Here is a 16,726-nt window from a genome sequence, read left to right as displayed (position 1 = left end):
ATAGCAAATGTCAAATCATCACGAAAATATAGCAGCACATGATCATCACGATCATGGCGGAATGGACAAAAAGGGAATTTGGAAAGTGTTTTTCATACTTCTGGCCCTTACTGCACTGGAGTTTTTAATTGCCTTGGGTTTTGTTCACCATTGGGGCATTATCCAAAAGGGCATGCTGTTGAACGCAGTCTATATAGTGCTAACCTTAGTAAAAGCATATTATATTGTGGCTTACTTCATGCACTTGAAATTTGAGAAATCAGGATTTATTGTATGCTGTAGCATCGGATTTATATTCATTGTTTATTTTATAGTTCTGTTGTTGATCGAAGGCGATTATTTACTGCATCATTTTCAATCGCACCCCTTGTTTCCTAACAACTAAATAGAAGGAACTCGATGAGTAAACGTACTCAAAAAAGTAAATCCAAAATAATTCTCCTGGCATTAATCTTACTAGTGCCAGGATTTTTATATATAGCCGTTAATAGATTAGGGTCGAATCATTACGTTTCTTTACCGGTGTTCGGAGAGAAGAAGTTGAGCGGTGAAATGAAGCGAAATTGGGGTAGGGAGTACCCTGATACTATTTTTCATACGCTAAGTACGCTTACTTTCACCAATTTTGATGGACATGCAGTGACTTTCCCTGCATCGGATACGACGATAAATATCGTGCATTTATGTTACTCTAAAGACGGTTCGTTTTCTAAATTGATGATGGAAAACGTTCAGGGTCTATCCGAGCGATTTCAAGAAAATCCGCTTATTAATTTTTTCTCCATCTCGGTCGATCCATCGGAAAACCAAGAGCGTCTAACTGCATTTTTGAAGCCTTTTAAGGGCTTGCAGCGCGGGCACTGGAAAGTTGTGTTCGGCGCCTCATCGGATATTTTTTCGTATGCCAAAGAGCAACTTTTGATTGATGCGATGGTGGATCCGGCTGATTCTACACGCTTTCTCATTAGCAATCAGCTCGTTTTGGTAGACTCCAAGCGAAGAATACGTGGGTTTTATGATGTGAGCCAAAAGGGAGAGGTCGATCGGCTGGAAGACGAAACTAAATTACTCGTGGTAGAGGAAATTCGTAATAGGCCTGCAAAAATAGCACAGAAATAGTTTTATGATAACGGAAGAAGAAAAGAAATATAAGAAATGGATTGTGACCCTATCCGTAGTTATTCCATTGTTGGTCGCCCTATTATTTGGTGTTAAGTTGAAAGACTTGGGTATCGACGTAAAACCTTTGCATTTTTTACCTCCAATATACGCCACAGTTAATGGTTTGACAGCAATCATGCTATTTGCTGCAGTAGCGGCAATAAAGAAGGGTAATGTTAAATTGCATGAAAACTTGGTGAAGGTCTGCATGGCTTGCTCATTGGCATTTCTTGTCATGTACGTGGCCTATCACATGACTTCGGATTCTACAGCATATGGTGGGGAAGGAGTAATGCGGTCTGTATACTTTTTTATTTTAATTACGCATATCCTCTTATCGATTATCATCATCCCCTTTGTACTCTTTACATTTGTCAGAGGTATTGCAGGAGCCTACGAAAGACACAAAAAATTGGCAAGAATCACTTACCCGATGTGGATGTATGTTGCTATTACCGGTGTTATTGTTTACGTGATGATTTCGCCGTATTACGCACATTAAATTTACAAGCTATGAAGAGAGTATGGGTTTATCAATGCAACCGTTTTTTGCACGACGAGGAGATTGCTCGCATAGAGGATATTTTATCGGAGTTTGTTTTACAATGGACTGCACATGGTAATCAATTGGCCGGTAGTTTTAGCATCCGATATGGCCTGTTCTTAATGCTGATGGTTGACGAAGAAAAAGCCATGGTGACAGGCTGCTCTATAGATAAATCTGTACATCTGCTTAAAAAGATCGAGCAGGAATTGGGTATATCTTTGTTTGATCGTATGCAAATCGCCTATCGCGATCCTAGCAGTGGTAATATCCTTATAGTAGGCCGAGACACTTTTTCCAGTTTGGTGAGGGACGGTGGAGTTCATGCGGAAACTATTGTGTTCAATAACATGCTGACGCAGGTAGACGAACTGGACAAGAAATGGGAAGTCCCGCTGAAAGATAGTTGGCACGCACGCGTGTTCTTATAACAATAAACAAAGGCAGCCCACTATAGACTGCCTTTGTTTATTTATTGAACTGCTTGAAGGACTTGTGGCGATGCCTTTCGTATTGCTTCATCGGCCTGTTGCCGATAAGCTTCGAAATTTTGAATGAAGAGGCTGGCTAATTTATTGGCCTGTAGATCATACGCATTTTTGTCCTGCCACGTGTCGCGGGGGTTTAATATTGCCGAAGGAACGTTAGCGCAAGATTGTGGCACGAGGATCCCAAACGAAGGATGTGGCATGAAGGAAGTATGCTGCAGTTGCCCATGTATAGCTGCGGCAACTAACGCTCGTGTATGGCGTAAGCTGATCCTTTTCCCCTCTCCATAAGCTCCACCCGTCCAACCTGTATTCACAAGCCAAACATTTACGTCAGGATGCTGTTCGAGCTTTTTCCCCAATAAGGCGGCATACGTTGTGGGGGACGCGGGTAGGAATACACGACCAAAACAGGCCGAGAAGGTCGTTTGTGGCTCCGTTACGCCGATTTCCGTGCCAGCTACTTTAGCCGTGTAGCCGGAAAGAAAATGGTACATCGCCTGTGCAATGGTCAATTTTGAAATAGGAGGCAGCACGCCAAAGGCGTCACAAGTCAAGAAAAAGATATTGGATGGTGTCTTGCCTACGGATGGCTGCTTGGCCAAAGCGATGTGCGTTATGGGGTATGCTGCTCGGGTATTTTCTGTAATACGGCTATCACTGTAGTCGACCATATTGGTGTTGGGAACAAAGCAGACATTCTCCAGCAGGCTTCCCGAACGTATGGCGCCATATATTTGCGGTTCCTTATCCGCTTGCAGATCGATACATTTTGCGTAGCAGCCGCCTTCGAAATTAAAGATACTGTCTTTTGCCCAGCCGTGCTCGTCGTCGCCGATGAGTTTTCGCAAGGGATCGGCAGATAGGGTCGTTTTTCCCGTGCCACTGAGACCAAAGAAAAGCGCAACATCCCCATCAGGGCCCTCATTGGCGGAACAGTGCATGGGCAATACGTTGTGCCGAGGTAAAAGGAAATTAAGTACCGAGAAAATACCCTTTTTCATCTCACCTGTGTAGGCAGTACCGCCAATTAAGATCATCTTTCTGCTGAAATTGATTATAGCGAAGTTTTCCTGTCGCGTGCCATCGACAATTGGGTTGGCTAGGAATTCAGGAACTTGCAGAATGACCCATTCCTGTTGGAAGTTCTGAAGATCCCCTTCTTCAGGCCGGATGAATAGATGCTGGCAAAAGAGATTGGCCCATGGTGTCGTATTGATTACCGTCACGTGTATGCGATAGTTCGGATCTGCGCCTGCGTAGCATGCACGTACCCACAATTCCTTATCCGCGATAAAACTAGTCATTTTCGCTAGCAAGCCATCGAATACAGTCGTTGATATAGGTATATTTACGCTACCCCAGTCTACCGAGGCTGCCGTGGTTTCGTCGTTGACGATAAAACGATCGTTTGGCGATCGACCTGTAAACTTTCCGGTGTTGATGCATAGGGCTCCGCTATCGCTCAGCCGCCCTTGTCCGCGTTCAAGCGTCTGTTCCACCAAGGTTTCCGTGGTACATTGAAAATAGACCTTATTGGATAAACTCGTCATCGGCTTATCCGTATCGAGCGGGTTTGGATATTCCATTTCCATAACCATATCATAATTTGTTTTATGGAGCTAAGTTAGCTAGAATATTTCTCCTTTAAACCGAAAAGATATTTTTGGTAAATATTTGGCTATAAAAGGTTAATTAATGAAAATTTTTTATTTATATGCTGTTTCTGTTGTGTCTCATGCGCGCAGTTTTAGTATTCGTTGTTATTATTGAAAGTGCTGTTGCCGAATAAACATGACAACTACTGGTATTCTATCGAAGTTTCTTCGTTTTTCACCTGTATTCGAATGGTTTTTCCTAACACTAAACTGTGGTTGTTTTCAATATGCCCCGCGGGGAAACCGAAACATACAGGAAAATTGTATTCTTTAACCTTATCCAAGATGATCTCCTCGAAGCGTTGTCCGAAAGATGGGTCGCTATCTTTCAAGCTACTAAAGCCTCCCACAATCAATCCCTGCAGTTTCGCTAGTTTTCCTGCTCGCTTCAAAGTCCATAGCATACGATCGATGTTGTAGTACGATTCGCCCACATCCTCGATAAATAAAATTTTGTTTTCGTAGGAACCGTCGGAAACAGAAGCGAGAATGCTATGCAGAATGGCGAGATTCCCGCCAATCAGTTGTCCAAGACCTACACCAGACCGGTTGGGAAATCCGGATTGCTGATAGCGATAGTCCATGGGCTTTCCGAAGATAGCCCTCCGTAAAGATGTTAGGGCTTCCGCGGTGCTGTCGTCAAAAGACTTTGGCATTTGTCCATGGATACTCGCTATGCCCAGCTTATGCTGTAGATGACTGTGCAGTACGGTTATATCGCTAAAACCAATGATCCATTTCGGCTTATGCACGAAGTTGCTGAAGTCCAAGCGGTCGATAATCCGGACGGTACCATAGCCACCCCGAGCGGCAAAGATAGCTTTGATACTCTGGTCGTCCAACGTGCGTTGCAGATCCGCAGCGCGCAGCTCGTCGCTGCCAGCGAATTGATGGTACTGCGTAGTGACTGTTTCGCCAATATCCACCCTTAAACCCCAATCTTGCAGCGCGTTCACGGCTATATCAATGGAGCCTTTGATGTAGCTTGCTGGACACACGATGGCGACTTTATCGCCGGGTTGGAGAAATTCGGGTATTTTCATGCTATGCGCGTATTTTAAGCGCAAATTGAGTTATCTTTGTCAAAGAAACAAGTCTTTTGTTCACTTTTTTAGTCGTTATTGTTATTTTAAAAATCGTTATACCTTGAGTATTTTATTCAAAAATCGCTATACTATTACTGCGGCTCTCCCTTACGCAAATGGGCCTTTACATATTGGGCACTTGGCAGGGGCTTATATTCCTGCTGACATATTTGTGCGCTTCCTTCGTTTAAATAAAAAGGAGGTCGTGTTTGTCTGCGGTTCTGATGAACACGGTGCGGCAATCACGATTAAAGCCAAAAAGGAAGGCGTTACACCGCGCGAAATTATCGATAAGTACAACAAGCAGATCAAAGACAGCTTTGAGTCCTTCGGAATTGATTTTGATATCTATCACCGCACTTCGGAGAAGGTGCATCATGAGCTTTCGCAAGAGTTTTTCCTAAATCTTTATGAAAAAGGTGAATTTATCGAGAAGTTTTCCGAGCAATATTACGATGAAGAATTTCATCAGTTTTTAGCCGATCGGTACATTGTAGGAACCTGTCCGCATTGCCATAATGAAGGTGCTTACGGGGATCAATGCGAGAAATGTGGTACATCCCTAAATCCAACAGATCTTATTAACCCGAAATCTACCCTCAGTGGCAAAACGCCCATTTTAAAGGAAACTAAACATTGGTATTTGCCCTTGGATAAATACCAACCTTGGTTGGAAAAATGGCTGATTGAAGGTAAGAGGCAGGAATTGAAATCCAACGTGTTCGGGCAATGCCAGTCTTGGTTGAAATCGGGACTGCACCCCCGATCCATGACGAGGGATTTGGATTGGGGAGTTGATGTGCCGTTGGAGGAAGCCGCCGGAAAGAAATTGTACGTGTGGCTGGATGCACCGATAGGCTATATATCTGCCACCAAGCAGTGGGCATTAAATAACGGGAAAGATTGGGAAGTTTACTGGAAAAAACAAGCCAATCCGGCAGAAGAATCGACATTGATCCACTTTATAGGGAAAGATAACATCGTTTTCCACTGCATTATCTTTCCAGCGATCTTGCATGCGCATGGCGAATATATTCTGCCGGAAAATGTACCGGCCAATGAATTTTTGAATTTGGAAGGCGATAAGCTTTCTACATCCAGGAACCATGCAGTATGGCTACACGACTATCTCGTTGAATTTCCTTCGAAACAGGATGAGCTGCGTTATGTATTAAGCTCCATCCTTCCCGAGACATCGGATAGTGAATTTACTTGGAAAGATTTTCAATCCCGCGTCAACAACGAGCTGGTTGCTATCCTAGGTAATTTCGTGAATCGCGTTATGGTGCTTTCGCATAAATATTTCGCGGGAGCAGTTTCTTTAGGATCGGCATTGACAGAACAAGATCAAGCTGTGCTCTCCGAGTTGGCCAACTTCCCGAAAGATATCGAGCAATCTATCGGACAATACCGTTTCCGTGAAGCACTGAGCCACTTTATGAATGCGGCGCGCTTGGGTAACAAGTATTTGGCCGATGAAGAGCCTTGGAAAGTGTATAAAGAGGATCAGGAGCGCGTAAAAACAGTACTTTACGTAGCCACACAGATTGTAGCCAATTTGGCGGTGCTTGCACAACCTTTCTTACCGCGCACGGCAGCGAAGCTATTTGCGATGTTGAATATTGCCGAACAAGATTGGGATCAGGCAGGTGCGAGGACGATCGTTCCTGAGGGACATACATTAGGCGAAGCCGTTCTCCTTTTCGAAAAAATAACGGATGAGCAAGTAGCGTTCCAATTGCAGAAATTAGCTGATGCGAAGGCACAGAATGCTGCAACCGCCATGAAAGCGGAACCAGCGAAAGCGAATATCACGTACGACGATTTTCTGAAAATGGATATCCGCATAGGAACGATTATCGAAGCCGAGAAAGTCGCGAAGACCAAGAAGCTGTTGAAGCTAAAAATTGACACGGGCATCGATCAACGCACAGTAGTATCTGGTATTGCGGAGTACTTTGCACCTGAAGATATTGTAGGGAAACAAGTGTCTATCTTGGTCAATCTAGAACCTAGAGAAATAAAGGGTATCACTTCCCAAGGGATGATCTTGATGGCAGAGGATGCTGACGGGAGGCTTGATTTCGTTAATCCAACATCGGCAATTCGACCAGGCTGTAGTGTCCGCTAGGGTCGATGCTCTCAGCGAAAAGAGCGGATAGAACGATCTATCCGCTCTTTTTTTGCCTGCAACGAAATACGGTGTGCTTAGGCACGCGCAGGTTTATTTCGTATCCATCCAACTCCCCAAGTAATGCAAAAAGCTAGTAAGGAAGGGATAACCCAGCCCAGTTCGTAAGAGAAGAACGGGATTTTATTCAACACGGCTACTTGCTTTGGAGCAAGTAGACCAAGAATATGCAGCACATTACATGTAGCAACTATAGTGGACGCTATCAATGCCGCGATATAAGGCGACTTCCAGGTTACTAGCCGACCAAAAAACACAACGTATAGTACCAACGTGATGACTATCGGATAAACAAAAGCGAGCGGCGGATAGGCAAACTGAATGATATTGTCTACTCCCGTGATGGATAGGACGGCAGATATTAGGCAAGTCAGGGTAACAAGTAACTTATAGCCGAGTTTACCACGGGTAAGCCTGCTAAAAAATGTACCCACTGCAGCTGCAAGTGCGATGGCTGTCGTCAGGCAAGCCAGCGCTATGCTCAATGCAATAGCCAAGCTACCGTATTTTCCTAATACGCTATTTGATATATGGATCAGCAGTTCAGAACGTTTGACGGATGTATCCTGTATCCCAGCCGTAGCGCCGAGGTAGATAAGCCCACCGTAGATGAAAAGCAGGCAGGTAGCTGCCAGCACGCCAGCAGCGATCACCACCGCGTTCTTTTCGGGGATGGAGTGATACCCCTTGGCCCTCGTGGCCGCGATAATGATACTAGCGAATATCACCGAGGCTAATACATCCAGCGTTTGATATCCTTCTGTAAAGCCCAGCAAAAAGGATTCCGTGCTTGATAAGGCCGCGGCGCTTGGTGAACCCGTCGGATGCACGATGCCTGCCACGACTAATATTGTGAGGATGATGAGCAAAAAAGGGGTGAGCACATTACCTACCAAATCGACAACTTTCGATGGAACAATAGCAAATAGCCAAACGACGATAAAGAAGACCAAGGATGTCCACAATGGATTGCTGGTAGGGAACGATGGCAATATCCCTACTTCATAAGTGGTGGCTGCAGTTCTTGGAAGTGCAATGAGCGGACCTATGCAGATCATAATGATTGCGCCTAGTAGGGAGGCTAAATTTTTGTTCACCCGATTTCCGAGATCGTTAAATGTTTCTCCGGATCGCGTAACGGCAAGAATCCCTAGAAAGGGCAAGAGGATGCCGGTTAGGCCAAAGGCCAGTATTGTTATCCAAACGTGGCTGCCTACCTGTATTCCGATGAATGGTGGCAGCAGTAAATTGCCGGCACCGAAAAACATCGCAAACAACGCGAATCCAATAGTAGCGATATCTCCAATTTTTTTCATGATGTCTTCTAAAAGAGTAAATCCACAACTTGTTTGGTTTCTTTAACATCATGTACGCGCAAAATTTGTACACCTTTGGATAGCAGCAGGGTATGGAGCGCTATCGTTCCCGGAAGCGATTCTTCCGGCGTAATACCCAATTTTTTGTAAATCATCGATTTTCTAGATATACCTCCCAAGATGGGCAATCCGAAATAATGTAACGCATCGACACGTCTCAAAAGGTCATGGCTTTGTTCGATGGTCTTGGCAAAACCAAACCCGGGATCCAAAATAATATCTTTGACACCCAGCGCCCGCAACTCACTTATTTTTTCGCCCAAGAAAGTAGCCACATCGACAACGATATCGTCATACTCGGTTAATTCTTGCATATTTTCTGGCAAACCTCGCATATGCATCAGGATGTAAGGGACTTTTAAACGGCTGACGGTTGCAAACATGTTTGCATCGATTGTGCCGCCAGACACATCGTTGATGATATGTACGCCCGCTTTTACAGCTTCTTCCGCAACGTCGGCACGAAAGGTGTCAATAGAAAGTTTTGCGTGGGGATATTTCGTGTGCAGCATTTGGATAATGGGCAGGGCTCTATCCATTTCTTCCTGTGAGCTGATCAGTGGCGCTCCGGGGCGGGATGAATAGGCGCCAATATCCACGATGTCTGCGCCATCTTGCAGCAGCTGCTCCGCTTTCACGACCGCCAAATCAACGCGATGATGTAGCCCCCCATCAAAAAAGGAGTCGGGTGTTACATTTAAGATCCCCATAATCAATGGACGCTCGAGACTGACAAGCTGCCCACCAATATTCAGCGACTGTGCCGCCGTAGTTTGTAAATGCGTCATGTAACGCGAAGATAAACAAAAAGCGGAAAAGAGTTAACAGGTGAAAGTGATGTGGTTTCTTTAGCTGGCTGCAAAAATGAAATAAAAAGAGGCTACGTAATTCGCGGTAGCCTCGGAAATTTTCTGCATAGCGTTTCTTAGTTCAATACGACCACGCCATCTGCTACAATGCTGATGTCCGTTTTTGGTTTTGTGATTTTAGCGATCTCCGCTTTAGACGCTCCTTTGTCCTCGGCATAATGTTGAAGCCACTCTACTGATGTTTCTTTCATTTTCGCTCGACCTTCAACGGCAATTTTCTTGCCCACGATATCTGCTGGGACAAAATACCCATAGTCCGTAAAGCGAACCATGACCGTCTCTCCACCTGCACGTTTCAATGTTAAAAAGCAACCCTTCTTTTTGCACACTTCCACGACTTCGCCCATTATTTTTCCGCTGAAGTTTTCGCTTTTTTGCAGGCTCTTCTCCAGATCGGCTACGGAGATAGCATGCTGCGCATCAATTTTTTTGCCATACTGCGTCCCTTTTTTTGCCGGTGCTATCTGTTGTTGCGCGAAGCCTACGTTCAAGGCAACAATGGTGCAGATGAGCATGGACATGATTTTTTTCATAGTTGTATCTATTTACGTAAAAACTCAAATTTTCCACTTGGATCAATCTTCATAACGGTTGACGACTTGCCATCTCCTTTTTCTCGCTGACCATATGTTACCACGTAGTCTACGCCGCTTAAAATCTCTTCCGAAATATCGTCAAAACATGTTGGAGAACTTGCACCGCTAATATTCGCACTCGTTGAAATAATAGGCTTGCGAAAACGCTGCAACAATTGTTCGCAAAAAGGGTGACGTACAATACGGATGCCTATGCTTCCATCTTCCGCAAGCGCGTTCTCCGCTAAGTTCTTTGCTTTCGAATAAACGATAGTTAGGGGCTTTTCTGTATATTCAATCAGTTCGTAGGCTACCTCTGGAATATCCTGAACGTAGCTAGCCAGCTGATTGTCGTTGTGTAACAGTACGATCAAGCTTTTGCTTTTGTCGCGGCCTTTCAAGGCGAAAACCTTTTCAACGGCTTCTTTATTGGTAGCATCGCAACCAATACCCCAGATCGTATCCGTTGGATATAGAATCAGCCCTCCGTTTTTCAACGTTTCGAGGGCTTTATTCACATCATCTCTATCAATGAATGCACGATGCATTAAACGGCAACGTTATGTTCGCGTAAAGCGTCGTTTAACGACGTCTTTTTGTCGGTAGACTCTTTACGTTGACCGATAATCAACGCACAAGGAACTTGGTACTCGCCGGCTTCAAATTTTTTGGTGTATGATCCCGGGATAACGACAGAACGCGCCGGTACATATCCTTTATATTCTATAGGCTCTGGTCCGGAAACATCTATAATCTTTGTGGATGCTGTCAATACCACATTAGCTCCTAAAACGGCTTCAGTCTCTACGCGAATACCTTCCACGACAATGGCGCGTGAACCGACAAAAACGTTGTCTTCGATGATCACTGGTGCAGCCTGTACAGGTTCAAGAACCCCCCCGATACCAACACCACCACTCAAGTGTACATGTTTACCGATCTGTGCGCAGGATCCTACGGTTGCCCAAGTATCGACCATTGTACCTTCATCCACATATGCACCAATATTCACGTAGGAAGGCATCATGATTACCCCTTTGGAAAGGTATGCACCGTAGCGAGCGCTGGCACCAGGAACAACACGTACGCCCAATTCTTTATAGTTCGTTTTCAATTTCATTTTATCGAAATACACAAACGGACCATTGTCAATTTCTTTCATTTCTCGGATAGGGAAATACAAGATAACGGCCTTTTTTATCCAGTCGTTTACATGCCAGCGGCTGCCGAGGGGTTCAGCAACACGAAGCTCGCCCTCATCCAATTTCTGAATAACAACGGTGATGGCTTCAAAGTATTCTTTATATTCCAATAATTGTCTGTCTTCCCAAGCGTCTTCAACAAGCTTCTGTAGTTTCTGTAGTTCCAATTCCATTTTGCAAAGTAAAAAGTAAAAAGTAAAAGAGTAAAATAAGAACCCCATACAAGTCTACACAAGAGGAGATTCCTTTTACTGCAAAGATTATAATTTTTTGGCGAATCAAGATGCTCACCTTTCTAAAATTACCTTATTTTCCTTTAATTTTGCAGCTATGGGAGCAGCAATCGAGAAAGATAAATTGAGGATAGACAAATACCTGTGGTCCATTCGGATCTTCAAAACTAGAAGTTTGGCGACCGAGGCTTGTAAAGCGGGCCGTGTAAAGTTGAACGGCCACAACACAAAAGCATCGGCCGTGGTCAAGATTGGCGATTTGTATACTATCCAAAAGGGACCCGAACGGAAAGTGATTTTAGTGACAGCTTTATTGGAGCGCCGGGTCGACGCCAAGACCGCTGTGCAATTTTACCAAGATCAAACACCGGTTGAGGATACCCAAGCTTTTAAATCCGTTTTTCATGCTCCGGTATTAAAGCGTGATCGCGGTACCGGCCGGCCTACCAAGAAAGATCGTCGAGAAATTGATGACCTAAAGACCGATTGGTGGGACGATGAAGAGAAAAAATAGTTAAGGAGTCAAAACCTATGCGTTTTTATTGGAGCTTAATTTATATTGTTTTTCTGGTCTCGCCATGTCTCTGCAAGTCCGGGACAGACAGCACCGCGCAAACACTTGCGCAGGTCTTTCTTGCTAAAGATAAGTTTGAAAAGCAAAAATTAGCACGCATAAATGTGCTGAAAACGCGATTGATGCAAGAAAGTTCTTTGCCCGCCAAACAAGAGCTAGCCAAGGAATTGATCCATGCCTACCGTAAGTATCAGGTGGATTCCGCGATAACCTACACGCAGCTTTACAGACAGCTAGGTGAACAGCGGAAAGATGCCATGGCTGTTCGTGAAGCTTCGTTTTACTTGGCTAGCCTTTATTCCTCTACAGGAAAGTTTATCGAAGCCGAAAAGTTGCTACGAGCTGTCGATCGTCCGAACTTGCCGAGAGCGCTCTTGCCTGCCTATTTCGAAGCATACACCGCATTTGGTAGCCACTATGGACAGAGTAGCAATAATGAGCAATATTTTAAATTGAGTGAACGTTACCGCGATTCCATGCTGATGCTGTTGCCTGCCACATCGCTAAGACAGCGCGTTGCCTTGGCAACCAAGTATGTGTATCGCAATAGAGAAGCGGAAGCAGAGCAGATTTTGCAGCAGCTGCTCATCAGCACGGACGATCAGTTTCCCGAACGGGGATTGATTGCCTATCTGCTGGGCTTGATGTACATGAATAAGGATGATATGGATAAAGCGATGTACTATTTCTCGCTATCGGCCATATCAGATATCAAACACGTTGTTAAAGATAATGCCTCCCTACAGAGCTTAGCGCAATGTTATAATAACAGGGGCGATATCGATAAAGCTTATCAATTTATCCAGGCAGCCATAAACGATGCAGCCTTCTGTAATATACGCTATCGCTCGCTCGAGAACTCCTCTTTCTATGGTATTATCAATACCGCCTTTCAAGAAAAGGAGCTGGCGCAAAAGCGCGCACTGCGTCAAAATTTGATCGTTATCAGTTTGCTATCCCTGTTCTTGGTTGTCGCTCTCTTTTTTCTATATACCCAAATCAAGAAACTACGGCGAGCACGAGTGGATCTGCATCATGCAAACGCAGAACTTAAAATGCTGAACGATCAGCTGCTAAACATTAACAATAGCCTTTCGGAATCGAACCATATCAAAGAGGAGTACATCGCTCAATTTTTTGACATTTGTTCGTCTTACATCGATAAAATCGACGAACAGCGTAAGCTGCTGTTGAAACGCTTTGCGCAAAAGCAATATGACGACATCAATAAGATATTGAAGTCGCAGGATGTGGTGAAGAATGAGCTCGATGAACTGTACCACAATTTTGATGTGATCTTTCTGAATTTGTACCCTTCTTTCATTGATGATTTTAACCAACTGCTCCGTAGCGATGAGCGCATCAGCCTGAAGGAAGGTGAATTGCTGAATACCGAGCTACGCATCTTTGCCTTGATCCGTTTGGGTATTACCGATTCCACTAAAATCGCTTCTTTTCTGCGATATTCCCTCCGAACAGTATACAATTATCGGGTTAAGGTTCGCAGTAAGGTGGCTGGATCTAAAGACGAATTTGAAGATAGGATTCGGGATATTGGCGATATTCGATCCTTTTAACAGCTGAATCGAGTTACTTTTTGTCTTTCGAGCGTATGCTTTAATTGCTTGTTTTTCAAATTTTTAATCTGTTTTTGCATTTACTTTTCCTGTTCGTGACCATTTCAATCCAATCTTTTTCCCATCTACCATACTAACTTTGCCATAACCCTTCGGGGTGAACAATTATAATCCACAAAAAGATCAAATTATAAGACCTATGGCATTTTCTACAAGAATGACGCGTCCTATTTTTCTCTTCGTTTTTTTGCTGCTGGAAGTCGTTTCCTTGCGGGCACAAACAATCGTTTCCTTACGAGGGACGGTGAAAGATGGACAAACCAATGCGCCTATCGTCGGGGCAACAGTTTCCTGGAAGGGAACGAGCAACGTAACGTCCACCGATGTGGATGGTCATTTTACACTGGCAAATGTTGCCCGTGGAGCTGAACTGTCGATATCCTATATTGGCTACGAAACAGCTACGGCAACGGTGCAAAGCGAAAGCATAGCCATCGTAATGCAATCGAATAGCTCTGCCCTAGAGGATGTTGTCGTGATTGGATATGGATCGGTGAAACGCAAAGATGTCACCACCGCGATCTCCAGTGTGTCACTGGAAGATCTTAACCAACGTCCCATTGTTTCCGCAGGGCAAGCTTTGCAGGGAAGGGCTGCTGGTGTATCTGTGATCCAGCCGAATGGGGCGCCGGGTGGTGAAACCTCCATCCGCATCCGCGGAACAACCTCATTCAACGCCAGCAACAACCCACTTTATGTGGTTGACGGCGTACCGGTGGATAATATCAACTTCCTGTCGCCGAATGACATGGCAGATATCCAAGTCTTGAAAGATGCTTCCTCGGCCGCGATCTACGGCTCCCGTGCAGCCAATGGCGTAGTTCTAATTACGACAAAGCAAGGTAAAGCCGGCGATGCAAAGATCGCGCTCAATGGACAGCTGACGCAAAATAGTGTCGTCAACAAAATGGAGTCGCTCAATGCGGCACAGTACAAAGAACTGCAAGATGAAATCGGCTTGGTAAGCCTTCCCGAAGGACTACCTGACCGTACAAATTGGTTCGATGAAACCTTTACCAAGGGGCTGATGCAAAACTATCAATTGTCCATCTCCGATGGAACAGAAAAGCTACGTTATTTTCTTTCAGGTGGTTATCTCGATGAGTCGGGGGTTATCAATTCTTCGTTTTACCGTCGCTACAACTTCCGCGCAAACGTCGAGAACGACGTGCGCAAATGGTTGAAGGTAACCGCTAATATTGCGTATACCGATGATATCCGCAATGGCATCAATACGGGAAATGGAGCCAATCGTGGTGGCGTAGTCCTGTCCGCGATAAACACACCGACCTATGGCGCCATTTGGGATCCTGATTTTCCGGGACAGTATTATACGGACTTCTACGGAGTCAATATCAGCAGCCCATTGGAGAATATCGCAAGGACGAAAAATAACAAAGGACGCGAGAATCGTTTGATCGCTTCAGGAAGCGCAATGTTAACCTTTACGCCTGATTTGACATTTAAGAGCATGCTGGCGCTCGATCGCCGGAACGGTTTGGCAACTACATTCTTGGATCCACTTTCTACAGCTTGGGGGAGGACGCAATATGGCGAAGCTTCTGATAACCGTAATATGAATACGGTGTTGACCTTCGACAATGTGCTGAACTATAAAAAGCAATGGGGGCGCCACGGTATCGACCTTATGGGGGGAACATCGTGGACTGCGTCCGATTATACCAATAGCTGGATCAATGGCTCGCATTTTAGGAATGACTTAATTGAAACCTTAAACGTGGCCAATAAAATTTCGTGGACAGGTACCGGTAGCGGTGCATCTGATTGGGCAATTATGTCTTTGTTTGGGCGAGCATCTTACAACTTCGATGGAAAGTATTTAGTGACTGCCAATTTGCGCGGGGATGGCTCTTCGAAGCTTCATCCAGATTATCGTTGGGGTGTTTTCCCCTCGGTTTCTGCCGCTTGGCGCCTTTCTTCGGAAGACTTCTTGTCAGACGTATCATGGATAAATGATTTGAAAATTCGTGGTGGATGGGGACAAACAGGAAACCAATCGGGGTTGTCAGACTATGCTTACCTGCAGATGTACAATGCTACACGGGTTGCTTGGTTTGTAACAGGACAGGAAAACGCATTGCCTGTGACCTCAATTAGTGGTAATCTCCGCACACGTGATCTACGTTGGGAAACAACAACGCAGAGCAATATCGGTCTTGACTTTACGGCATTTGCCAGCCGATTGACCGTCAACTTGGACTACTACCACAAAAAAACAACGGACATGCTCATGAACGCAAGTGTACCTACCGGTGGCGGAGCGTCGGGAAGTATTATGCGTAACGAGGGAGTTATGACGAATAAGGGATTTGAGGCAAATGTGAGCAGTAAAAATCTAGTGCGGGGATTCCTTTGGTCTACGGACTTTAATATATCCTTTAACCGAAATCGGCTGACGAATTTAGAGCTGCAAAGGATCTACAGCACCGCCCGGACATCTGATTTTGTGGATGATAATGTGGTCCGAAATGAGCCAGGCAGATCCCTCGGTGGATTCTTCGGTTACATCAGCGATGGCGTGGATCCCGAGACGGGCGAGCTTCGCTACCGCGATGTCAATGGCGATGGACGCGTTTCCTCGTCCGACAGGACCTATATCGGCGACCCTAATCCTGACTTTATATTCGGCCTCACGAATAACTTGTCCTACAAGGGCTTTAATCTTAGTGTTTTCTTGCAAGGATCTTATGGTAATGATATCTACAATGCCTCACGGATGGAAACTGAAGGAATGTATGATGGTAAAAATCAATCGATACGCGTACTCGATCGATGGCGTGTACCAGGCCAGCAGACGAGTATCCCGAAAGCAGGTTTTGACCTGAAAAACTCTAGCTACTTTGTGGAAGACGGTAGCTTCCTGCGGGTAAAGAATATTTCCTTGTCGTACGATGTCAAGACGGCACGGTTGTCCAATGTGGGTATTCGCCGTTTGCAGCCTTTTGTATCGGCCAGCAACTTGTTGACCTTTACGAAATATACAGGTTTTGATCCTGAAGTTAACCAATGGGGTAGTAGTGGTAGTGTGCAGGGCATCGATTGGGGCACATACCCGCAGAACCGCTCTTTCGTAGTAGGATTAAATCTGGAGTTTTAACCGTAATATGATGAA

General features: G+C 45.0%; 15 protein-coding genes. 8 read left to right on the top strand and 7 right to left on the bottom strand.

What is annotated here, in order from left to right; all coding sequences use genetic code 11:
• The first annotated feature begins 7 nt into the window (after nt 1–7).
• Genes IE165_RS03730 through IE165_RS03715 form a run of 4 tightly spaced genes read left to right on the top strand, consistent with a single transcriptional unit; the run spans nt 8 to nt 2,136 of the window.
• Nucleotides 8–385, top strand: coding sequence for a cytochrome C oxidase subunit IV family protein (locus IE165_RS03730; RefSeq protein ID WP_189625258.1), 378 nt, complete (start codon nt 8–10; stop codon nt 383–385).
• A 14-nt stretch (nt 386–399) separates the two neighbouring features.
• Entirely contained in the window at nt 400–1,119 is a 720-nt protein-coding gene (locus IE165_RS03725) for an SCO family protein (RefSeq protein ID WP_189625257.1), read from the top strand.
• Nucleotides 1,120–1,123: 4 nt separating this feature from the next.
• Nucleotides 1,124–1,663: a DUF420 domain-containing protein gene (locus IE165_RS03720; protein WP_189625256.1), complete on the top strand. Its 540-nt coding sequence runs from the start codon at nt 1,124–1,126 to the stop codon at nt 1,661–1,663.
• Nucleotides 1,664–1,674: 11 nt separating this feature from the next.
• Nucleotides 1,675–2,136, top strand: a complete 462-nt coding sequence (locus IE165_RS03715) for an ABC transporter ATPase (RefSeq protein ID WP_189625255.1) — start codon at nt 1,675–1,677, stop codon at nt 2,134–2,136.
• 41 nt (nt 2,137–2,177) lie between these two features.
• Here the strand turns inward: IE165_RS03715 and pckA are convergent, their stop codons facing one another.
• Complete coding sequence (gene pckA, locus IE165_RS03710) at nt 2,178–3,794, bottom strand: phosphoenolpyruvate carboxykinase (ATP) (protein ID WP_229826321.1); 1,617 nt, start codon at nt 3,792–3,794, stop codon at nt 2,178–2,180.
• A 200-nt stretch (nt 3,795–3,994) separates the two neighbouring features.
• Nucleotides 3,995–4,894 (bottom strand): S66 peptidase family protein, encoded by a 900-nt coding sequence (locus IE165_RS03705; protein WP_189625254.1) that lies wholly within the window; start codon nt 4,892–4,894, stop codon nt 3,995–3,997.
• 103 nt (nt 4,895–4,997) lie between these two features.
• On the opposite strand from IE165_RS03705, the gene metG reads away from it, so the two are divergent.
• Nucleotides 4,998–7,067, top strand: a complete 2,070-nt coding sequence (gene metG / locus IE165_RS03700; protein ID WP_229826320.1) for a methionine--tRNA ligase — start codon at nt 4,998–5,000, stop codon at nt 7,065–7,067.
• A 77-nt stretch (nt 7,068–7,144) separates the two neighbouring features.
• On the opposite strand, the gene brnQ is transcribed toward metG, so the two are convergent.
• From brnQ to IE165_RS03675, 5 genes are all read right to left on the bottom strand, one after another.
• Nucleotides 7,145–8,443, bottom strand: coding sequence for a branched-chain amino acid transport system II carrier protein (gene brnQ / locus IE165_RS03695; RefSeq protein ID WP_189625253.1), 1,299 nt, complete (start codon nt 8,441–8,443; stop codon nt 7,145–7,147).
• A gap of 8 nt (nt 8,444–8,451) precedes the next feature.
• Nucleotides 8,452–9,291 (bottom strand): dihydropteroate synthase, encoded by an 840-nt coding sequence (gene folP, locus IE165_RS03690; protein ID WP_189625252.1) that lies wholly within the window; start codon nt 9,289–9,291, stop codon nt 8,452–8,454.
• A 137-nt stretch (nt 9,292–9,428) separates the two neighbouring features.
• On the bottom strand, nt 9,429–9,905 hold the full coding sequence (locus IE165_RS03685; RefSeq protein WP_189625251.1) for a DUF4920 domain-containing protein: 477 nt from the start codon (nt 9,903–9,905) through the stop codon (nt 9,429–9,431).
• An 8-nt stretch (nt 9,906–9,913) separates the two neighbouring features.
• On the bottom strand, nt 9,914–10,495 hold the full coding sequence (locus tag IE165_RS03680; RefSeq protein ID WP_189625250.1) for an L-threonylcarbamoyladenylate synthase: 582 nt from the start codon (nt 10,493–10,495) through the stop codon (nt 9,914–9,916).
• A complete protein-coding gene (locus IE165_RS03675) occupies nt 10,495–11,322 on the bottom strand; it encodes a 2,3,4,5-tetrahydropyridine-2,6-dicarboxylate N-succinyltransferase (protein ID WP_189625249.1) in 828 nt (275 codons plus the stop codon). Before IE165_RS03675 ends, IE165_RS03680 begins: the two co-directional genes overlap by 1 nt.
• Nucleotides 11,323–11,479: 157 nt before the next feature.
• On the opposite strand from IE165_RS03675, the gene IE165_RS03670 reads away from it, so the two are divergent.
• From IE165_RS03670 to IE165_RS03660, 3 genes are all read left to right on the top strand, one after another.
• Nucleotides 11,480–11,896 (top strand): RNA-binding S4 domain-containing protein, encoded by a 417-nt coding sequence (locus IE165_RS03670; RefSeq protein WP_189625248.1) that lies wholly within the window; start codon nt 11,480–11,482, stop codon nt 11,894–11,896.
• Between the two features lie 17 nt (nt 11,897–11,913).
• A complete protein-coding gene (susR, locus tag IE165_RS03665) occupies nt 11,914–13,533 on the top strand; it encodes a SusR family glycan utilization regulator (RefSeq protein ID WP_189625247.1) in 1,620 nt (539 codons plus the stop codon).
• Nucleotides 13,534–13,732: 199 nt separating this feature from the next.
• On the top strand, nt 13,733–16,711 hold the full coding sequence (locus tag IE165_RS03660; protein WP_189625246.1) for a SusC/RagA family TonB-linked outer membrane protein: 2,979 nt from the start codon (nt 13,733–13,735) through the stop codon (nt 16,709–16,711).
• The last annotated feature ends 15 nt before the right edge of the window (nt 16,712–16,726 follow it).

This window comes from Sphingobacterium griseoflavum (genome assembly GCF_014653155.1).
Classification (GTDB): Bacteria; Bacteroidota; Bacteroidia; order Sphingobacteriales; family Sphingobacteriaceae; genus Sphingobacterium; species Sphingobacterium griseoflavum.
Note: the sequence above shows the minus strand (reverse complement) of the source record. Positions and strands in the feature narration are given on the sequence as shown.